The organism is Actinoplanes sp. NBRC 101535, from assembly GCF_030269225.1.
GTDB lineage: Bacteria > Actinomycetota > Actinomycetes > Mycobacteriales > Micromonosporaceae > Actinoplanes > Actinoplanes rectilineatus.
Genome location: NZ_BSSY01000026.1, coordinates 37,864 through 57,447 on the forward strand (window position 1 = coordinate 37,864; position 19,584 = coordinate 57,447).

At 70.8% G+C, this 19,584-nt stretch carries 16 protein-coding genes and 1 riboswitch; of the genes, 9 read left to right on the forward strand and 7 right to left on the reverse strand.

Features of this window, described 5'->3' with window-relative positions; all coding sequences use genetic code 11:
- Positions 1 to 313: 313 nt before the first annotated feature.
- A complete protein-coding gene (groL, locus tag QSK32_RS41575) occupies positions 314 to 1,936 on the reverse strand; it encodes a chaperonin GroEL (RefSeq protein WP_045744530.1) in 1,623 nt (540 codons plus the stop codon).
- 419 nt (positions 1,937 to 2,355) lie between these two features.
- Between groL and QSK32_RS41580 the strand changes: the two genes are divergently transcribed.
- Both QSK32_RS41580 and QSK32_RS41585 read left to right on the forward strand, forming a co-directional pair.
- Positions 2,356 to 2,859, forward strand: a complete 504-nt coding sequence (locus QSK32_RS41580; RefSeq protein ID WP_045744529.1) for a GNAT family N-acetyltransferase — start codon at positions 2,356 to 2,358, stop codon at positions 2,857 to 2,859.
- A gap of 17 nt (positions 2,860 to 2,876) precedes the next feature.
- Positions 2,877 to 3,317, forward strand: a complete 441-nt coding sequence (locus QSK32_RS41585) for a hypothetical protein (RefSeq protein WP_285475064.1) — start codon at positions 2,877 to 2,879, stop codon at positions 3,315 to 3,317.
- A 175-nt stretch (positions 3,318 to 3,492) separates the two neighbouring features.
- Here the strand turns inward: QSK32_RS41585 and thrC are convergent, their stop codons facing one another.
- The 5 genes from thrC to QSK32_RS41610 form a co-directional block, all read right to left on the reverse strand.
- Positions 3,493 to 4,773: a threonine synthase gene (thrC, locus tag QSK32_RS41590; RefSeq protein ID WP_045744527.1), complete on the reverse strand. Its 1,281-nt coding sequence runs from the start codon at positions 4,771 to 4,773 to the stop codon at positions 3,493 to 3,495.
- 11 nt (positions 4,774 to 4,784) lie between these two features.
- Positions 4,785 to 4,921: riboswitch (SAM riboswitch) on the reverse strand.
- A gap of 355 nt (positions 4,922 to 5,276) precedes the next feature.
- The gene (locus QSK32_RS41595) at positions 5,277 to 6,179 is read right to left on the reverse strand and encodes a GNAT family N-acetyltransferase (protein ID WP_285475065.1); all 903 of its coding nucleotides are present in this window, start codon (positions 6,177 to 6,179) and stop codon (positions 5,277 to 5,279) included.
- 42 nt (positions 6,180 to 6,221) lie between these two features.
- Positions 6,222 to 7,088 (reverse strand): ABC transporter permease, encoded by an 867-nt coding sequence (locus QSK32_RS41600; protein WP_045744525.1) that lies wholly within the window; start codon positions 7,086 to 7,088, stop codon positions 6,222 to 6,224.
- The gene (locus tag QSK32_RS41605; protein ID WP_285475066.1) at positions 7,085 to 9,901 is read right to left on the reverse strand and encodes an alpha/beta fold hydrolase; all 2,817 of its coding nucleotides are present in this window, start codon (positions 9,899 to 9,901) and stop codon (positions 7,085 to 7,087) included. The genes QSK32_RS41600 and QSK32_RS41605 overlap by 4 nt, the downstream gene beginning before the upstream one ends.
- 91 nt (positions 9,902 to 9,992) lie before the next feature.
- Complete coding sequence (locus tag QSK32_RS41610; protein WP_157411210.1) at positions 9,993 to 10,625, reverse strand: hypothetical protein; 633 nt, start codon at positions 10,623 to 10,625, stop codon at positions 9,993 to 9,995.
- A gap of 106 nt (positions 10,626 to 10,731) precedes the next feature.
- On the opposite strand from QSK32_RS41610, the gene QSK32_RS41615 reads away from it, so the two are divergent.
- From QSK32_RS41615 to QSK32_RS41630, 4 genes are all read left to right on the forward strand, one after another.
- Entirely contained in the window at positions 10,732 to 12,969 is a 2,238-nt protein-coding gene (locus tag QSK32_RS41615) for an AAA family ATPase (protein ID WP_285475067.1), read from the forward strand.
- A gap of 40 nt (positions 12,970 to 13,009) precedes the next feature.
- Positions 13,010 to 13,990, forward strand: coding sequence for an ABC transporter ATP-binding protein (locus QSK32_RS41620; RefSeq protein ID WP_045744521.1), 981 nt, complete (start codon positions 13,010 to 13,012; stop codon positions 13,988 to 13,990).
- On the forward strand, positions 13,987 to 14,985 hold the full coding sequence (locus QSK32_RS41625; protein ID WP_285475068.1) for an ABC transporter permease: 999 nt from the start codon (positions 13,987 to 13,989) through the stop codon (positions 14,983 to 14,985). Before QSK32_RS41620 ends, QSK32_RS41625 begins: the two co-directional genes overlap by 4 nt.
- Before the next feature lie 96 nt (positions 14,986 to 15,081).
- Positions 15,082 to 15,537, forward strand: coding sequence for a DUF3263 domain-containing protein (locus QSK32_RS41630; protein ID WP_285475069.1), 456 nt, complete (start codon positions 15,082 to 15,084; stop codon positions 15,535 to 15,537).
- A 75-nt stretch (positions 15,538 to 15,612) separates the two neighbouring features.
- Here the strand turns inward: QSK32_RS41630 and QSK32_RS41635 are convergent, their stop codons facing one another.
- Entirely contained in the window at positions 15,613 to 16,398 is a 786-nt protein-coding gene (locus QSK32_RS41635; protein WP_045744520.1) for a DeoR/GlpR family DNA-binding transcription regulator, read from the reverse strand.
- Positions 16,399 to 16,629: 231 nt separating this feature from the next.
- On the opposite strand from QSK32_RS41635, the gene QSK32_RS41640 reads away from it, so the two are divergent.
- From QSK32_RS41640 to nagA, 3 genes are read left to right on the forward strand one after another with little or no spacing between them, the layout of a single operon-like run.
- On the forward strand, positions 16,630 to 17,553 hold the full coding sequence (locus QSK32_RS41640) for an SIS domain-containing protein (RefSeq protein ID WP_045744519.1): 924 nt from the start codon (positions 16,630 to 16,632) through the stop codon (positions 17,551 to 17,553).
- Complete coding sequence (locus tag QSK32_RS41645; RefSeq protein ID WP_045744518.1) at positions 17,550 to 18,485, forward strand: ROK family protein; 936 nt, start codon at positions 17,550 to 17,552, stop codon at positions 18,483 to 18,485. The genes QSK32_RS41640 and QSK32_RS41645 overlap by 4 nt, the downstream gene beginning before the upstream one ends.
- On the forward strand, positions 18,482 to 19,579 hold the full coding sequence (gene nagA / locus QSK32_RS41650; RefSeq protein ID WP_285475070.1) for an N-acetylglucosamine-6-phosphate deacetylase: 1,098 nt from the start codon (positions 18,482 to 18,484) through the stop codon (positions 19,577 to 19,579). Before QSK32_RS41645 ends, nagA begins: the two co-directional genes overlap by 4 nt.
- The last annotated feature ends 5 nt before the right edge of the window (positions 19,580 to 19,584 follow it).

The window sequence follows — 19,584 nt, forward strand, 5'->3', positions numbered from 1 at the left end:
TGAACAAGGCCGGCCGTCGTGAACAGGGTCAGCTGTCATGAACAGGGCCAGCCGTCGGTTGGTTCGGTCAACCGTCATGCACGGCGGGATCGGCCGTCTCGCCCGCGGCGTGTAGGCGATGCGCGAAAGACGACGACACGGAAAGCACGACATCCCGAGCGGCTCGGAAAGGCACAACACAGCCAGCGGCAACGGCAACGGGATAAGCGCGGGTGACGGCGTGGCAGAACGACCGCGAGCGCAGGAACGGGGCGAAACAGGAAGCGGGCCGCTCGAAAGAGCGGCCCGCCTCCGTCATGCCTTACGACTGGACTCAGAAGTCCATGTCACCGCCGCCCGGGGCGCCGGCCGGGGCCGGGTTCTTCTCGGGCTTGTCGGCCACGACGGCCTCGGTGGTGAGGAACAGCGCGGCGATCGACGCGGCGTTCTGCAGCGCCGAGCGGGTGACCTTGGCCGGGTCGATGATGCCCGCGGCCAGGAGGTCGACGTACTCGCCGTTCGCGGCGTTCAGGCCCCAACCCGCTTCGAGGTTGCGCACCTTCTCCACCACGACGCCGCCTTCGAGGCCGGCGTTCACGGCGATCTGACGCAGCGGGGCGTCGAGCGCGACCTTGACGATGTTGGCACCGGTGGCCTCGTCGCCGGACAGGTCCAGCTTGTCGAACGCGGTCTTGCCGGCCTGGACCAGCGCCACGCCACCGCCGGGGACGATGCCCTCCTCGACGGCCGCCTTCGCGTTGCGAACGGCGTCCTCGATGCGGTGCTTGCGCTCCTTGAGCTCGACCTCGGTGGCCGCGCCGACCTTGATGACCGCAACGCCGCCGGCCAGCTTGGCCAGACGCTCCTGCAGCTTCTCACGGTCGTAGTCGGAGTCCGAGCGCTCGATCTCGGCGCGGATCTGGTTGACCCGGCCCTGGATCTGCTCGGCGTTGCCGGCACCGTCGACGATGGTGGTCTCGTCCTTGGTGATGACGACCTTGCGGGCGGAGCCCAGCAGGGTCAGGTCGGCGGCGTCGAGCTTGAGGCCGACCTCTTCGCTGATGACGGCGCCACCGGTCAGGATGGCGATGTCCTCCAGCATGGCCTTGCGGCGGTCACCGAAGCCCGGGGCCTTGACGGCGACGGACTTGAAGGTGCCACGGACCTTGTTGACCACCAGGGTCGCCAGGGCCTCGCCCTCGACGTCCTCGGCGATGATGATCAGCGGCTTGCCCGACTGCATGACCTTCTCGAGGACGGGCAGCAGGTCCTTGACCGCGGAGATCTTGCTGTTGGCGATCAGGATGTAGGGGTCGTCGAAGACGGCCTCCATACGCTCCGCGTCGGTCATGAAGTACGCCGAGACGAAGCCCTTGTCGAAGCGCATGCCCTCGGTGAGCTCGAGCTCGAGACCGAAGGTGTTGCTCTCCTCGACGGTGATGACGCCTTCCTTGCCGACCTTGTCCATGGCCTCGGCGATGATCTCGCCGACCGTGGAGTCACCGGCGGAGATGGAGGCGGTGGAGGCGATCTGCTCCTTGGTCTCCACGTCCTTCGCCAGCTGCGACAGGCCCTCGGAGACGCTCGCCACGGCGGCCTCGATGCCCCGCTTCAGGGCCATCGGGTTGGCGCCGGCGGCGACGTTGCGCAGGCCCTCACGGACCAGCGCCTGCGCCAGGACGGTCGCGGTCGTCGTGCCGTCACCGGCCACGTCGTCGGTCTTCTTGGCGACCTCCTTGACCAGCTCGGCGCCGATCTTCTCGAAGGTGTCCTCGAGCTCGATCTCCTTGGCGATGGACACACCATCGTTGGTGATCGTGGGGGCGCCCCACTTCTTCTCGAGGACGACGTTGCGGCCCTTGGGGCCGAGCGTCACCTTGACGGCGTCGGCAAGCTGGTTCATGCCGCGCTCGAGGCCCCGACGAGCCTCCTCGTCGAATGCGATGATCTTGGCCATACGGCGTTGTCCTCCCGGACATCCCGCGGCAGCCGGACCTGTTCGGCCCCGCTCTCCGCATGTTGAGGAACGTCTGTGGACGTCACCACCTGGCGATGTGACGTCCTCAGGCCGAGCCGGAAAGCCCGCGACGACCGGTTTCGTGCCGAAGCGCCGATGGCAACGCCCCGGACGGAACCCCACCGTCCCGACCTGCTGGCACTCACGTGGCGCGAGTGCCAATCACTTGTTTAGCACTCCCCCAGGCCGAGTGCAAGGAAGCCCATCTTCCCGCGAAACTCGCGAGCCGTGTTCGGTTTCCCTGCAAAGATCTTGAACGCCCAGCTCAGGCGTGCGACGCCCTCCGAACAGGGGCGGGAAAAGTTCGGTTTACGTCAACCTGGTTGCCGCCCGGCACTGGGAGCGGTAGTGAGTACGGTATGGACAACTGGACGGTTCGGCGGGTCACCCCGGAGGACGCGGGACGGATGCGAGCCCTGCGCCTGGAGATGCTCGCGGACAGTCCGCTCGCGTTCCTGGAGACGCTCGCCCAGGCCGCGGCCCGGCCGCACGAGAGTTACCGGCAGCGGATCGTGCAGGCGGCCTTCGGATCGGGGACGGCACAGTTCATCGCCGACCCGGGCGGCCCGCTGATCGGGCACGCCGGCGGCACCACCCTGGCCGACGAGCCGGGCTGCACGGTGGTCTTCGCGGTCTACCTCACCCCGGCCTACCGGGGTGGCAAGGTGCTGGCGCAGATGGTCGACGCGGTGGCCGACTGGTCGGTGGCGTCCGGGCGTGACGAGCTGATGCTCGAGGTGGTGGTCGGCAACGACCGGGCCGTCCGGGCGTACGAGAAACTGGGTTTCGCCGACACCGGTGTCCGCCTGCCGCACCCGACCGTCCCGGAGCTCACCGAGCTACAAATGCGCCGTAAAGCATGAAAAATCGCCTCAGAAGCGTGGTCAACACCTTGAACGGCACCACCGCCGCCGGCCTACTGATCGCCGTCGCCGCCGGTTCACGGATCCGAAGGGCCCCGGACGGCATCCTGATCGCCGAGAACTACCGCTTCCGGACGCCCGCGGCATCCTGCTTCACGGTCGGCTCAGTGATCATCACGAGGCACAGCGCCGAGTGGCTGCTGGACGACAGACGATCCGCCCTGCTGGCCCACGAGACCCACCACACGGCCCAGTACGCGATCCTGGGCCCACTGTTCTGGCCGGCCTATTGGCTGGCCTGCGGGTATTCGATCTGCGTCACGCCGTCGTTCGGCGCCCGGAACGTCTTCGAGAAGCGGGCCGGCCTGCGCGAGGGCGGTTATCCCGAGGATCTGCCGCTGCGCACATGGCTGAAGTTTGGTCGGGAGGACGGACGCACAGCACCTCCTGGCACGTAGCCATTGGGTCAGCACTGGGTCGTTGGGTCCCTCGAGATTGTCGCCAAGCTCAGGTGAGGGGCCTCGTACGGCGTCGCGTCCTCCCGCGCATGCATCTTGCACGTTTTTCTAGACGCCCCGCAAGTCCTCGAAGGAGGGAATCTTCAACAACCGGCAGGACACCGATTACGGACAGCTATCCCAGCAGTCCGGCCTCGCGGGCGCCGCGCAGCGACGGCTTGATGGTGTGGGTGGGTCCAACCTGGCCGGCCACCGCGTCGAGCGTCTTCAGGCCCTCGCCGGTGTTGTAGACCACCGTCTCCTTCGACGGGTCCAGCCTGCCGCTCGCCACCAGCTTCTTGAGCACCGCCACCGTGGTGCCGCCGGCGGTCTCGGCGAACACGCCGGTCGTCTCGGCCAGCAGCCGGATGCCGTCGCGGATCTCGTCGTCGTTCGCGTAGTCCATCCAGCCGCCGGTGCGCTTGACGGCTTCGATCGCGTACGGGCCGGCCGCCGGGTCGCCGATGTTGAGCGACTTGGCGATGCCGGTCGGCTTCACTGGGGTGATCACATCGGTGTCGGCGTGCAGGGCGACGGCGATCGGGTTACAGCCCTCGGACTGCGCACCGAACACGGTCCAGCCGCCCTCGGGCGCCGTGGCCAGTCCGATCTCGACCAGCTCGCTGAACGCCTTGTCCACCTTGGTGAGCAGTTCACCGGACGCCATCGGGATGACGACCTGGGCCGGGATGCGCCAGCCCAGCTGCTCGGCGACCTCGTACCCCAGGGTCTTGGAGCCCTCGGCGTAGAACGGACGGACGTTCACGTTCACGAACGCGGTGTCCTCGAACTCGTCGGTCTCCACGAGCTCACTGCAGAGCCGGTTGACGTCGTCGTAGGAACCTTCGATCGCGACCAGCTCACCCCCGTACACCGCGGTGGTGATGATCTTGCCCTGCTCCAGGTCGGAGGGGATGAAGACGATGCTCGGCACCCCGGCCCGGGCCGCGTGGGCGGCGACCGAGTTGGCCAGATTGCCCGTCGAGGCGCACGAGAACCGCTTGAAGCCCAGCTCCTTGGCGGCGGTCAGCGCCACCGACACGACCCGGTCCTTGAACGAGTGCGTCGGGTTCTGCGAGTCGTCCTTCACCCACAGCGGCGCGCTCAGACCGATCGCCTCGGCCAGCGCGGGCGCGGCGACCAGCGGGGTCAGACCGGGGTCGAGCGTCACCCGGGTGTCCGGGTTCTGCCCGGCCGGAAGCAGCCCGGCGTAGCGCCAGATGTTCTGCGGACCCGCCTCGATCTGGGCCCGGGTCACCCGCGCGAGCGCCGCCTCGTCATAGGCGACCTCGAGCGGGCCGAAACATTCGTAACAAGCGTGCTGCGCGGCGAGCGGGTATTCGGCACCACACGCGCGGCAGATCAGCCCACGGGCCGGAGATTCGGTGGAGACAGGTGCACTGACGGCAGACGTCATCGAGGCCTTCCCTCTCATCTTTCCCCGCGGCGACCTGCCGAAACGGGGACGGAATTAGCACCTGCCGCGCGCGGCCTCGTCATCGAGACATGCACGGTGGTTGCCGGGGCTTCGTCGGGCCGTATCCCTCTGCCCCTCTGGATGAGGTATTCAGTTGTTACCGCCACCTTACGACGCCCTCTCGGGATCCTCGAAGATGATTCCCGAGGTGTGAGCGAGTTATCGACGGTCAGCGCCAAAATACGAGCAAAACACTTCAAAAGCTTAAGAACCATGTCGTAGCGGGGTGGTGGGTACAGACCGTCGCTCCCGCCGAGGGCCCGGCGACTCCCGCTGGCCGCTACGCGTCCAACCCGCGAGAGCCACCGGGCGGCCTGCGTGAGTGGTGACGCCCGAAAAACCCAGACACGTTCCGTGGTAAGGGCACGAAGCCCATCCGCATGGTGACCTCAGCCGCACTCAGCGCCGCACATCACCACGCGGATGCCGGGCAGGAACCTTGACTAGAGGGTGATCACGCCGGAGAACTGGCGGGCGATCGGCCGGTAGCCGAGACGGGCGTTGACGGCGAGCATGGCGACGTTGGACTCGTCATTGGCGGTGTAGGCGACCGTCACCCCGTGTTCGGCCGCCCGCAGCAGAGCCGCCGTCTTCGCCGCCAGAGCCACGCCACGCCCCCGGAACGCGGGAACGGTGGCGGTCATGTCGGACCAGGCGCGGTGACCGTCCCGCAGGATCAGGGAGTACCCGATCGGGTCGTCCCCGGCCATCGCAACCGTGCTCGCGGACCGATCCAGATCAGGGTTGTCCCAGACGTCCTGCCGCCACGAGTCGAACGGGATCGGAGCCGTGGGCGTGTCACCGGGTTCGTCGGCGGTGGCCAGCCGGTCGGCCGCATACAGATCGTGGGCGGAGATGTCGATCAGCGGAACGAGCCGGATCCCCACGGGCGGCACCGGCGGGGAGACGAGGGGGCTCAGGTCGAGGGCGGAGTAGCGCACCTCGCGGGTCGGCTCCAAGCCGCGGCGGCGGGCGAAGTCGAGCGCCTCCGGGGTGGTCAGCGCGGCCGTGCGGCGGATGCCGATCGAACGCAGATGATCGGTGACCGCGGTGAACAGGGCGCCGCCGATGCCCCGGCACCGATACGACGGGTGCACCTGGAGTTGGAGGATCTGGCCGAAGTCCGGTTCGGCGGAGCCCAGATTGCGCAGGCCGGCCACCCAGCCGACCACCTCGCCGGCACGGACCGCCACGAAACAACCCCACTGCTCGGCCGTCGGCGGTGCGGTGATGGTGTGCCTGGTGGCGTGCTCACCGCGTACCAGATAAGGGTGGATCTCGGCTCGGAGAGCGACCACCCCGGCGGCGTCACCGGACCGCGCGGCCCGGATCTCGAAGTTCGGCATCGCGCTCGATCTTCGAAGTCCCGGACCGCGGGGTCAACGCATTTACGAGGTGACGTCCTTGCGGGTGAAGCGGTAGAACGCCACCGACCAGAAGATCGTCGCGTAGACGACCGCGGAGATCGCCCCCTTGGCCAGGTCCTCGGTCTGGATCGGGGTGGAGAGCAGCCCCATCCAGGCGTCGTTGTAGTGCGACGGCAGCGCGTTGCGGATCGTCCCGAGCGCCTCGATCTGGTCCAGGATGCTGGACAGGATCCAGAGCAGCACCGCGCCGCCGACCGCGCCCAGCGCCGCGTCGGTCAGCACCGACAGCAGGAACGCCAGGCCCGCGACGACCAGCAGGGTGACCGCGAAGTACGCCAGGATGCCCAGCAGCCGCAGCACACCCTCACCCGGTGGGATCTCCGCCGCGATGCTGCTGCCCAGCGGACCCCAGCCGTAGCGGATCGTGCCGAGCAGCATCCCGGTTCCGGCCAGCAGGAAGAGCGCCACCAGGGAGTATCCGGCGGCCACGATCAGCTTGACGCCGAGCAGCCGTGCCCGCGGCACCGGAATCGCCAGCAGGTATCGCAGGCTGCCCCAGGAGGCCTCGCTGGCGACCGTGTCGCCGAAGCACAACGCCACGACCACGACCAGCAGGAAGCTCGACGAGACGGCCAGGCAGAACAGGGTGAAGTTCAGTCCGCCGGAGGTGGCCAGGTCGGCCAGGCTGCTGAACGCGCCCCCGCCGCCACCGCCGTCGTCGTCGCGCCGGTCGGTGTCGAACTCGAAGGCCAGCAGGATGATCACCGGCAGCAGCACCATGAAGCCCAGGGCCAGCTGGGTCCGCCGCCGGGACGCCTGACGCCGCACCTCCGCCCAGATCGGCATGGTGCGTGACGCCTTGTAGCCGGTCGCCGCCGAGGCGCTCATCGGTCTCCACTTCCCCGCGAATTGTCGCCCACCAGGGCCAGGAACGCGTCCTCGAGACGCCGGCGCGGCACCAGACGTTCCACGCCGATGCCCGCGCCCACCAGCGAGGCGACCACCTCGGAGCGAGGCGTGCCGTTGGTGTCCACGATCAGTCCGCTCGTGCCCTCGGTGCCGAGCGTGGTCACGCCCAGCTCTTCCAGGACCCGGGTCGCGGCCGGCACGTCGGTCACGTCGACCTGCACCGACGGCGAGTCGCCGACGATGTCGCCGACCGGGCCGGACGCCACGATCCGGCCCTTGTTGACCACCACCGCGTGCGTGCAGGTCTGTTCCACCTCGGCGAGCAGGTGACTGGAGACCAGCACCGCCCGGCCGTCGGTGGCGTACCGCTGCAACACCCGGCGCATCTCGGCGATCTGCGGCGGGTCCAGCCCGTCGGTCGGCTCGTCGAGCACCAGCAGTTCGGGCAGGCCGAGCATGGCCTGGGCGATGGCGAGACGCTGCCGCATGCCGTGGCTGTACTTGCGGGTCCGGCGGTGCACCGAGTCACCCAGTCCGGCGATCTCCAGCGCCTCGTCGAACCGGGCGTCCTCCCACGGCCGGCCGGTGGCCCGCCAGTACGCCCTCAGGTTCTCGTAGCCGCTCAGGTGCGGCAGGAAGCCGGGGCCCTCGACGAGCGCGCCGACCCGGGACAGGATGGGTGCGCCCGGAACCAGACGGTGGCCGAAGACGTAGATCTCGCCCTTGGTCGGCTGGGTCAGGCCCATCAGCACCCGCAGCGTGGTGGTCTTGCCCGCGCCGTTGGGTCCGAGCAGGCCGACGACCTGGCCGCGCTGGACCGTGAAGCTGATCTCCTGGACCGCCACGAAGCCGTCCCCGTACGCCTTGCGCAGCCCGAACACCGCGAGCGGGGTGTCCGCGTACTCCTCGGTGACGGTGCTCTCCCGGCGGCGCTGCCGCAGGTGGCGGATCAGCAGGATCAGGGCCAGTCCGAGCAGGATCGCCCCGACCACGCCGGCGAGCACCCACCACCAGATGGTGCCGGCGTCGGCGATCCGGGTGCCGGCCAGCGTCGGCAGGGTCAGCACGGGGTCGACCGCGACGGCGTAGACGGCCGGGGCGGCCGGGGTGAGGTAGGCCTGGTCGCTGGTGGCGACGACGACCTTCAGGGTGTGGCCGGCCTCGATCCGCCGGACGATCGCCGGCAGGGTCACGGTGACCGGCTGCGCCTGGTCGATGGTGGCGGGCAGGCCGGTGAGCCGGACCGGGGCGACCAGGCCCGCGCTGAGCGTGGACGCACCGTTCTGGTCGACGTCGTACAGCTTGACGAAGACGGTGGCCTCACCGGTCGGCGAGGCGACCCGCAGGCGGACCGTGGGCGCGCCGCCCGCTTCGATCGCGCCGGTGATCGCGGCGGACGGGAAGCTCGCGTTCTGCCCCGGCACGTCGGCGGCGACACCCCCGCTGAGCAGCGAGGACAGTCGGCTGGTCAGGCCGGGCAGCGAGGAGATCGCGCCCGGGTTGCCGTTCGGCGGGTTGGCGATCTGCTGCGCCTCACCGGTCAGGGTCACCTCGGTGGAGCCGGTGCCGCCCAGTCCGGGGTACGCCCCCGCGGAGTAGCCGTTGGTGACCAGGCCGCGGTCGGTGGCGCTGTAGCCGGCCACCCGGGACCAGGTGAAGTCGTCGCCGGGCGCGTCACCGTCACCCTTGAGGTAGTGGTTCAGCCACTGGACCGTCAGGTATTCGATCCGGTCGGAGTCGGTGGTCGGTCCGGTGCCGCCGTCGTGGCCGCCGGTGAACCAGGCGACTTTGACCGGGGTGCCGGTCGCGGCGATGCCACGGGCGTTGGCGTCCGCCTCGGAGAGCGGGAACAGGCTGTCGACGGCTCCCTGGACCAGCAGCGTCGGCGCTTTGATCTTGTCGAGGACGGCGGCCGGGCTGGACTGCGCCAGCAGCGCCAGGGTCGCCTCGTCGGGGGTGCCCGCGGTGGCCATCTGCAGGTACGCCGCGCAGATCGCCTCGGAGAACCGTCCGCAGGCGGGGTTGGTCGTCTCCGGGCCGCCGCCGGTGCCGGCGCCGCCCGGGCCGGGCGCCTCCTCGCCGCCGCCGGTCAGGTTGGTGACCGCGGATTCGCCGGTCGCCGCGCCGTTGCCGAAGAACATCCCGGCCCAGGCCTTCTTGAACACACCGGTCACCGTGGTGTCCGCGGACTGCGGCAGGAACGCCCGGCCCAGGTCGTTCCAGGTGATCGACGGGACGATCGCGTCGACCCGCTGGTCCTGGCCGGCCAGGAGCAGGGCGAGGGCCCCGCCGTACGAGCCGCCGACCACGCCGACCTTGGGGTCGCCGGCGGCGTCGGTGGCCACCTCGTCCCGGGTCGCCAGCCAGTCGACCAGGCGCTGGGCGTCCTTGACCTCGTAGTCCGGGTGGTCCAGGTGGATCTGCCCGCCGCTGCGGCCGAAACCGCGGGCGGTCCAGGTCAGCACCGCGTAGCCCTGCTCGGCCAGCTTCTCGGCCTCGTCCCGGACCGACTGCTTGGTGCCGCCGAACCCGTGGGCGAGCAGCACCGCCGGAACCTTGCCGGAGGAGTCCCGGGGCAGGTAGAACCGCGCGTCGAGGTCGAGCTGCTCGTCGTCGGCCGGCCCGGAACGGACGGTGAGCCGCAGGTCCTCCGCGGTCCAGGGGTCACGTTCCGGGCGTACGGCCCAGACGGCAGCGCCGGCGATGATCAGGAGCGCGACGGCGCCGGAGAGGGCCCGGCGCCGGGTGGGCCGGGGCAGCATGCGCCGCAACCCGGCGGACAGGGCAGACATGGCGGACACGCTATCCGCTCACGGCTGAGTAGCGGCTGTGAACGCTCTCAGCAGCCCTGACCTCGGCTCTCAGTGATGGCGACGCTGTCTCTCAGCAACCCTGGCCGGTGGTGAAGGTCTTGTCGACGCTCGTGGCCAGACCGCCGACCAGAGCGCTCACCTTGTCGCCGGTGATCTCGAAGAGCAGCGCGTTGGTCTCCTCGACGACCTTCCACCCCTGGGTGCCGGACGCGGCGGTGACCGCCGTGCCGGACGGGTACGCCGCCTGCACCTCGGCGAGGGTCGCGCCGATCTTCACACCCTCCGCGGTGGACAGCGTGGCGGCGGTGCCCTTGACCTGCACCACCTTGCCACCGGTCAGCAGCACCGTGGGCGAGCCGAACATCTCCGAGCCGGTGCCGGTGGTGCAGCCCGCCGCGTCGGCCGGGTTGCTGAGCATCTCACCCTCGACGAGGTCGGTCTGCAGTTCGTCCACCTGGTACGGACCGAGACCGGCGGCACCGATCTGGAACGGCGACCGTCCCGCGGTCCCGGTGCCCTCCCCGCCCGGCTCGGTGCGCTCGGCCTTCGGCACCGCCGATGCCTCCGCCGACGCGTCACCCGCGCCTGCGACCGCGGCCGAGCTGCTCGCGGCCGGAGCCGCCTTCTCCTCGTCGTCGCTGCAACCGGCGAGTGCGGTCAGAGCGAGCACGGCGGTCAGAGCGATGAAAGGACTACGCCTCATCCAGAGCCTCCCCGAAGGCTGGTCACGGAGTGGGGAGCGCTGAGCGACCCCACGGCGGATAGCGTGGACCACGCCAGAGCCCCACGATCGATCGGAGGCATCCGCGGTGGCTGATGATCTCACGCTGACCGTGACCCTGCGGTCCGCGGCCCTCGACGCGCGGCGCGGCATCGTCCGCCTGCATCCGGAGGTGATCGCGGCCCTCGCGTTACGGCCCGGCGCCCCGGTCCGGCTGACCGGTCCCGGCCGCACCACGGCCGGCCTGGTGGCCCGGGCCGAGGCGACCTCGAGCCGGGCGCTGCTCTACGCCGACGACCTCACTCTCGGCAATCTGGGCATGCGCGACGGCGGCCAGGTCACGGTCACCCCGATCCCGGTGGTCCCGGCCCGCCGGGTGACGCTCGCCGGCCCGGCCGAGATCGTCGCCGTGGTCTCCCCGGAGATGCTGCGGCTGGCCCTGCTCGGCAAGGTGGTCAGTGCCGGCGACGACGTGTCGCTGTTGCCGCAGGACGTCTTCGCCGACTCCGGCAACCGGTCGCTGGTCGAGGCGGCCCGGCGCAGTCTCGCCAACCGGGTCGGCTACGCCTGGACCAGCACCCTGCTGTCCGTCGTCGACGTGACCGCCGGGAACGCCGGGAACGCCGGGAACGCCGCGCTGGTCACCATGGACACCGTGGTCGGCTGGCAGGACGGCCCCACCGCGGCGGCGGCCGGCACCGCGGCCACCCGGCCGGTGCACGCCGAGGCGCCCGCCTCGACCGACCCCGAGGTGCCGCCGCCCAGCCTCGACGACCTGCCCGGTCTGCGCGCCCAGGCCAAGGAGCTGGAGGAGCTGCTCGACCTGGGGTTCCACCACCGCGAGGTGCTGCAACGCCTGGGCACCCGGGTCGCGCTCGGCGTGTTGCTCTCCGGGCCGTCCGGTTCCGGCAAGTCGGCGCTGGTCCGGGCGGTCGGCGCGACGGTCGGCGCCCGGGTCCGCACGGTCTGGGCGCCGGAGCTGGCCGCGCTCACCAACAACGCGGCGGCCGCACGGCTGCGCGAGCTGGTCCCGTCGGCGGCGGCCGCCGCCGAGCCGTCCGTCCTTCTCGTCTCGGACGTCGAGGCGCTCGCCCCCCGCGACGAGCCGGGACCGATCTCCACCGTGTTCCGCCAGGTGCTGACCGAGATCGTCGCCGGTGGCGCGGCGGTGGTCTGCACCACCAGCAAGCCGGAGTCGGTCGACCCGGCGCTGCGGGCCCCGGACCTGCTCGCCGTGCAGCTGACCGTGCCGCTTCCGGACGCCGCGATGCGCCGGGAACAGCTCGGGGTGCTGACCCGCGGGATGCCGCTCGCCGAGGACGTCCGGCTGGACGACGTGGCCGGGCGTACCCCCGGTTTCGTCGCGGCCGACCTGGGCGCGCTGGCCCGGGAGGCCGGTGTCCGGGCGGCACTGCGCCAGAAGGACGCCGCCTCGCCGACGGTCACGATGGCCGATTTCGAGGCCGCCCTCGACGTGGTCCGGCCCACCTCGATGGCCGACTCCACGCTCGAGGTGGCCGCGGTGACCCTGGACGACGTCGGCGACATGGCCGACGTCAAGCAGGTGCTGACCGAGTCGGTGCTGTGGCCGCTGACCTATCCGGACACGTTCGCCCGGCTCGGTGTCTCGCCGCCCCGGGGTGTGCTGCTCTACGGCCCACCCGGCTGCGGCAAGACGTACCTGGTGAAGGCGATCGCCGGCACCGGCAAGGCGAACGTGCTCTCGGTCAAGGGCGCCGAGCTGCTCAGCAAGTGGGTGGGCGACAGCGAACGGGCGGTCCGGGAACTCTTCCGCCGGGCCCGGGAGGCCGCGCCGACCCTGGTGTTCCTGGACGAGGTGGACGCGCTGGCGCCGACGCGCGGTCAGGCCACCGACGGCGGCACCGCCGACCGAGTGGTGGCCGCACTGCTCACCGAGCTGGACGGGGTCGAGGACCTGCGCAACGTGGTGGTGATCGGCGCGACCAACCGTCCCGACCTGATCGACCCGGCCCTGCTGCGTCCCGGCCGCCTGGAGCGTCTGGTCTTCGTGCCGCCGCCGGACGCCGAGGCCCGTACCGCGATCCTGCGGGCGTCGGCGAAGTCGGTCCCGCTGGACGAGGCGGTCGACCTGGTCGCGCTCGGCGCCGAGCTGGAGGGGTTCTCGGCGGCCGACTGTTCGGCGCTGATCCGCGAGGCGGCGCTGGCCGCCATGCGGGACTCGCTGGAGGCCACGACGGTCACCGCGGCCAACGTGGCGACGGCCCGCCGGCGCGTTCGGGCGTCCCTGGACCCCGACCAGGTCGCGTGGCTGCAGGCGTACGCCGACAACCACGCCCCGCAGTGACCGGGCACCGGAATTTGGGGTGATCACTTAAGGTGCGGCGATGACCGCCGTACTCGAGATATCAGGGCTGCGGAAGACCTATCGCAGCCGCAAGGGTGTCCGGAACGCGCTGGACGGCTTCGACATGCTGGTGGAGGCCGGCCAGGTGCACGGGTTCCTCGGCCCCAACGGGTCGGGCAAGACCACCACCTTGCGGACGCTCCTCGGCCTGATCCGGCCGAACGAGGGCCGCATGGCGATCCTCGGCCACGAGGTGCCCCGTCACCTGCCGGAGGTGGCCTCCGGGGTCGGCGCGATCGTGGAGAGCCCGCAGTTCTTCGGCAATTTCACCGCGCTGGAGACGCTGACCCTGCTCGCCATCGCCGGCGACGTGAACCGCAACCGGGTGCACGCGGTGCTGGAGCTGGTCGGTCTGCGGGAGCGGGCCAAGGAGAAGGTGAAGACCTATTCGCTGGGCATGAAGCAGCGTCTGGCCGTGGCGTCGGCACTGCTCAAGGAGCCGAAGCTGCTGATCCTGGACGAGCCGGCGAACGGCTTGGACCCGGGCGGGATCCGGGAGATGCGCACCCTGATGCGTGACCTGTCGGATTCCGGCATGACCGTGCTGCTGTCCAGCCACATCCTCGGCGAGATCCAGCTGATCTGCGACTCGGTGACGATCATCGCGGCCGGCCGCCGGGTGTCGTCCGGGTCGGTGGCCGACGTGCTGGCCCAGCACACGTCGGCGTCGGTGAAGGTCCGGCTGGAGCCGGGCGTCGACCTGCTGAACGCCGCGCAGCTGCTGCGGACCGCCGGTGCCGAGGTACGCCTGGAGAGTGATCACTTCGTGGTCGGCAACGCGGGCAATCCGGCGCAGATCACCAAGCTGCTCGCCGAGCAGCAGATCTTCGTGGCCGAGCTGACGCCGATCTCAGCCGACCTGGAGAGCGTCTTCCTGGAACTGACCGGCACCGCGCCGGTCGACGGAGAGAACCGGCAGGTCGACCAGGTCGCCGCCGCGGGTGGAGGGTGGGGTCGGTGAGCCTCTATCGGGCCGAGACGCGACGACTGGTCAAACGACGGTTCACCCGGGTGTTCGTGGTCCTGACGCTGCTGGTGCTGGGGTTGATCGTCGGCGGGGTCGGGATCTTCAGCACGAAGCTCACCCCGGCGGTGACGGCGCGGGCCCAGACGCAGGCGACCGCGGAGTATCAGAGCGCCCTGGAGTACGCCGCGGAGGAGAAACGGCTCTGCGCGGTGGATTCGGCGGCGTACGGCGGCGACTGCGACTCCATCTACCAGCCGACCCCCGGGGACTACGAAGCCCAGTGGTATCTCCCGTTCTCCTTCAATTTCGGGGAGAGCTTCGAGGACATGCTGGTGGTGCTGACGGCGCTGCTGGCAATGGTGGCGTTTGCGATCGGCGCCTCGTTCGTGGGTGTCGAGTGGCGTAACGGCGGCATGATGAACCTGCTGCTGTGGCGTCCACGGCGGGCGCAGGTGCTGCTCACCAAGCTGGGCGCGCTGCTCGCCGGGCTGGTCGGCCTGACCGTGGTGACCGGTCTGCTGTGGACCGCGACGTTCTGGGCGATCGGCCGGTTCCGCGGCGATCTGGGCAAACTGACGCCGGGTGTGTGGCAGTCGTTCGGTCTGACCGGTCTGCGGGCACTGGCGCTGGTGGTGGTCGCCGGGGCGCTCGGGTTCGGTCTGGCCTCGATCGGCCGGCACACCGCGGCGGCGTTCGGTGTCGCGATCGGTGCGCTGGTGGTGATGCAGTTCGGCCTCAGCACGGTGCTGAACATGGCCTCGGCGCGGTACGCCGACCTCTACCTGGCGGACAAGTGGGTGACCGCCTGGATGTACAAGTCGGCGGAGGTGATCGACTGGTCGGCCCCTTGTGACTATGCGTCCGGCGGGAATTGCGAACAACCGGTCTTCACCATCACCTGGCAGATGGCCGGTGGACTGCTGACTGCGCTGTTCGTCCTCGTCACGGTGGTGGCAATGTGGACTTTCCGTAAGCGGGACATCGCTTGAGGTAACGTGCGCGGGGGTCACCGGCCATGTTTATGCTGGTGATCCCCGCGTATATCCGTGCGGACCGATTTCCCGCCGCTGCCGTTTGGGAGTGTCATGCCGCCCGCCGCTGAACCCACCGGAGAACAGCAGGCCGAGGAACTCATACTCGGCGAGCAGCACATCCCCGCGCCGCGCGCGGAGGCCTCACCACTGGAGACCGCGCCGCGCGCGGAGGCCCCACCGCTGGAGACCGCGCCCCACGCGGAGGCCCCACCACTGGAAACCGCGCCGCACCCGGAGGCGTCACCACTCGAACCGGCTCCGACTTCGGCTCCGGCGCCCGCCCTTTCCGAGCGGGAGGCGAAGATCCTCGCGTTCGAGGCGAAGTGGTGGAAACACGCGGGCGCCAAGGAGCAGGCGATCCGGGACGCCTTCGAGCTGTCCTCGACCCGTTACTACCAGCTGTTGAACGCGCTCCTGGACAATCCCGCGGCCCTCGAGCAGGACCCGGTGCTGATCGGCCGCCTGCGCCGCCTGCGTTCGGCGAGGGCCCGCACCAGGAGACGGTGATCCCCGAGCTCAGGAGACGGTGAACCCGGGCTCAGGCGACGATGAAGCAGACCTCGGGCGCTGACGAAGCCGGCCTCAGGCGGTGATGACGTCCACGCCCGCCTCGCGGAACGCGGCCATCACCGCGGGCGACGCCCCGGAATCCGTCACCAGGGTCTCGATCCTGTCGATCGGGCAGATCCGGGCGAACGCGTGACCGCCCAGCTTGGACGAGTCGGCGATCACCACGACCCGCTTGGCCCGGGCCACCATCAGGCTGTTCATCGCGGCCTCACCCTCATGGTGTGACGCCGCGCCCAGCTCCACGTCGAGCGCGTCGACGCCGAGCAGCACGATGTCGAGGGTGACCTCCTTGAGCAGCGCCCCGCCGAGCGGGCCGACCACCTCGAAGGACTGCGGCCGGACCACGCCGCCGGCCACCACGATCTTCATGCGGGAGCGGAGCAGCAGCTCGTTGGCGATGTTCAGTGCGTTGGTGACCACGGTCAGCTGGGCGCCGTCACCGCCGGCGTTCAGGTCGGGGCGTACCGCCAGGGCACGGGCCACCTCGGTGATCGTGGTGCCGCCGTTGAGGCCGACGACGGTGCCGGGTTCGACCAGGCGGGCGGCGGCCTCGCCGATCCGCTGCTTCTCGGCGGAGTGTTTGGCGCTCTTGTAGCGCAGCGGCAGGTCGTAGGAGACACCGTTGGCGACCGCGCCGCCCCGGGTCCGGGTGATCATCTGCTGCTGGGCGAGTTGGTCGAAGTCGCGCCGGATGGTCGCCTGGGAGACGTCGAGGCGTTCGGAGGCCTCCTCGACCGAGACCCTGCCGCTCTCGGTGAGTAGCTCGAGCAGGGCATTCCACCGCGCGTACCGGTCCACCCGACACTCCCAGCTGCACGTTCCATGATAAGTGTGTGCACATTAGTGCGCGAAAGACCCGAAAGCAAAGCGACCCGGTGCGCAAAGGGCCGAAGGACCTTGCTCCACGGACCACGTTCTGAGCACAATAACGCTCGAAAGACCCGGGATACGAGCGCTAATGCGCAGCTCTGTCGCGGTAATGCCCCGTAACGGGCGGTACCGCGCAGCAACTACCGGTGAGGAACAGTCATGAGCCATGTCAAAGCGGAAATCGCCACCCAGCCCGAATGCTGGCGGCAGGCGGCGAAACTAGCCACCGCACCGGGACTCCCGCTTCCCGGCGAACGGGTCGCCGTCGTCGGATGCGGCACCTCCTGGTTCATGGCCAAGTCGTACGCGGTGCTCCGCGAGCAGGCCGGCCAGGGCGAGACCGACGCCTTCCAGGCCTCCGACTTCCCGCACGGACGGCGCTACGACCGGATCGTCGCGATCACCCGCTCCGGCACCACCACCGAGGCCCTCGACGTGATGCGTGAGGCCGGTGCGAACACCCCGGTCACCGCCATCACCGCGGACGGCTCCCAGCCGGCCGCCGAGATCGCCCGGCACGCCGTGGTGCTCGACTTCGCCGACGAGCAGTCGGTCGTGCAGACCCGCTTCGCCACCAGCGTCCTCGCCCTGCTCCGCACCCACCTGGGCACCGACATCGAGGCCGCCGCGCAGGACGCCGAGGTGGCCGTCCGGCTGCCGCTCCCGGTGCACCCGGCCCTCTTCGACCAGATCACCTTCCTCGGCCGGGGCTGGACCGTCGGCCTCGCCGAGGAGGCCGCCCTGAAGTGCCGGGAGACGGCCGGCTTCTGGACCGAGTCGTACCCGGCGATGGACTATCGGCACGGACCCATCTCGATCGCCGGACCGCGCCGCGTGGTGTGGGCGTTCGGCGACCTGCCGGCCGGTCTCGCCGACGAGGTGGAGGCCACCGGCGCGGCGTTCGTGCACAGCCGCCACCACGGTGGGTACGCCTCGCTGGGCCGCTGGGTCGGCGGCCGGGAACCCCTGGACCCGATGGCCGACCTGGTCCTGGCGCAGCGGGTGGCCGTGCTCCTGGCCACCACGCAGGGCGTCGACCCGGACCACCCCCGCAACCTGACCCGCTCCGTGGTCCTCACGTGAGCGATCAGGTCGTCGTCGCCCTCGACGTCGGGGGCACCGGAATGAAATGTGCGCTGGTCCGGCCGGACGGCACGGTCCACCACGAGGAACGGCACGCCACCCCGGCCGACCGCGGCCCCGAGGCGGTCACCGAGACCATCCTGGCCGTCGCCGCGTCGCTGGCCGGGAAGGCACGGGCCGACGGCCTCACCCCGATCGCGGCCGGCATCGGGGTGCCCGGGGTCGTCGACGAACAGAACGGCGTCGCGGTCTGGTCGGCGAATGTGGGCTTCCGGGACGTACCCCTGCGGGATCTGGCCGTGCAGCGGCTGGAACTGCCCGTGGCGCTCGGCCACGACATGCGGGTGGGCGCCCTCGCCGAAGCCCGGCTCGGTGCCGGGCGGGGTCGGCGGCACGTGCTGTTCGTGGCCATCGGCACCGGCATCTCCGCTGGTCTGGTGATCGACGGCGCCGCCTATCCGGGCGCCCACGGCGCGGCCGGCGAACTCGGTCATGTGGTGGTCCGCCCCGGCGGCACCGCCTGCGGCTGCGGCATGCGCGGCTGCCTGGAGGCGGAGGCCGGCGGCAAGGCCATCGGGCGGCGGTACGCGGAGCTGTCCGGCGAGCCGGGCGCGACCGCGTACGACGTGACCACCCGTGCCGCCCGGGGCGAGGAACTGGCCGTCCGGGTCTGGCAGGACGCGATCGAGGCCCTGGCCGACGGGCTGATCACCGCGCAGGCGCTGTACGACGTCGGCGTGATCGTCCTCGGCGGTGGACTGGCCGAAGCCGGCGACGCGCTGCTCACCCCGGTTCGCGCCGCCGTCGCCGCGCGGGTCACCTTCCACCGCTCCCCGGAGATCGTCCGGGCCGGACTCGGCGACGCCGCCGGCTGCCTGGGCGCCGCGCTGCTCGCCCTCGACGCACTCCCCGCCCAGGAAAAGAGCACATGACCCGCATCTCCGGCCGGATCGTCACCCCCGGCGCGGTCGTCACCGGCCACCTCGACCTGGACGGCCCGACGATCACCGCGATCGTGCCGGATGCGTCGGCCGGTGACGACGTGATCGTGCCCGGCTTCGTCGACCTGCACTGCCACGGCGGCGGCGGGCACACCTTCACCACCGGCGACCCGGACGCGGCCCGTGGCGCCGCCGGGTTCCACCTGCGGCACGGCACGACGACGATCCTGGCCAGTCTGGTGAGTTCGCCGTACGAGCTGATGCTGGCCGCCACCGGGGCGTACCGTCCGCTGGTCGCCGACGGGACCATCGCCGGGATCCACTTCGAGGGCCCGTACCTCTCGCACGTCCGCTGCGGCGCCCAGAACCCCGCCTACCTGCGCGATCCGGTGCCCGCCGAGCTGACCGGTCTGCTCGCGGCGGGCGGCGGCGTGATCCGGATGATGACCGTCGCGCCCGAACTGCCCGGCGCACTGGACGCGATCGGTCTCCTGCGCGACAACGGGGTGCTGGCCGCCGTCGGGCACACCGACGCGACGTACGACCAGACCCTGGCCGGGGTGGCAGCCGGTGCGTCGGTCGCCACCCACCTGTTCAACGGCATGCGCCCGCCGCATCACCGCGAGCCCGGCCCGGTCGTCGGCCTGCTCTCGTCGACGGCGTCGGTGGAGTTGATCGCCGACAACATCCACCTGCATCCGGGCATGCTGGCGTTCGCCGCCCGCAGCGCCGGCCGGGACCGCTCCCTGCTGGTCACCGACGCGATGGACGCCACCGGCATGCCGGACGGCCGGTACGACCTGGGCGGTCAGGAGGTGGTGGTCGCCGACCGGGTGGCCCGGCTGGTCCGGGACGGCTCGATCGCGGGCAGCACCCTGACGATGGACGGTGCCCTGCGCAACGCGGTGGCGGCGGGTCTCTCGCTGCCGGAGGCGTCCGCGATGGCCTCGACGACCCCGGCCCGGTTGTTGGGCCTGGCGGACACGCTCGGCGCTCTGGCACCGGGCCTGCGCGCCGATGTGGTCGTTCTCAGCCCGGATCTGCGCCCTGAACGCGTGTTCCGGGCCGGCATTGCGGTGGAATAGAACGA

Bases quoted from the DNA above. Each gene is read 5' to 3' on its own strand.
- nagA (WP_285475070.1), top strand. From the start codon at position 18,482: ATGACCCGCATCTCCGGCCGGATCGTCACCCCCGGCGCGGTCGTCACC.
- QSK32_RS41605 (WP_285475066.1), bottom strand. From the start codon at position 9,901: ATGTCTGCCCTGTCCGCCGGGTTGCGGCGCATGCTGCCCCGGCCCACC.
- QSK32_RS41595 (WP_285475065.1), bottom strand. From the start codon at position 6,179: ATGCCGAACTTCGAGATCCGGGCCGCGCGGTCCGGTGACGCCGCCGGG.
- QSK32_RS41620 (WP_045744521.1), top strand. From the start codon at position 13,010: ATGACCGCCGTACTCGAGATATCAGGGCTGCGGAAGACCTATCGCAGC.
- QSK32_RS41610 (WP_157411210.1), bottom strand. From the start codon at position 10,625: ATGAGGCGTAGTCCTTTCATCGCTCTGACCGCCGTGCTCGCTCTGACC.
- QSK32_RS41580 (WP_045744529.1), top strand. From the start codon at position 2,356: ATGGACAACTGGACGGTTCGGCGGGTCACCCCGGAGGACGCGGGACGG.
- groL (WP_045744530.1), bottom strand. From the start codon at position 1,936: ATGGCCAAGATCATCGCATTCGACGAGGAGGCTCGTCGGGGCCTCGAG.
- QSK32_RS41640 (WP_045744519.1), top strand. From the start codon at position 16,630: ATGAGCCATGTCAAAGCGGAAATCGCCACCCAGCCCGAATGCTGGCGG.
- QSK32_RS41600 (WP_045744525.1), bottom strand. From the start codon at position 7,088: ATGAGCGCCTCGGCGGCGACCGGCTACAAGGCGTCACGCACCATGCCG.
- thrC (WP_045744527.1), bottom strand. From the start codon at position 4,773: ATGACGTCTGCCGTCAGTGCACCTGTCTCCACCGAATCTCCGGCCCGT.
- QSK32_RS41630 (WP_285475069.1), top strand. From the start codon at position 15,082: ATGCCGCCCGCCGCTGAACCCACCGGAGAACAGCAGGCCGAGGAACTC.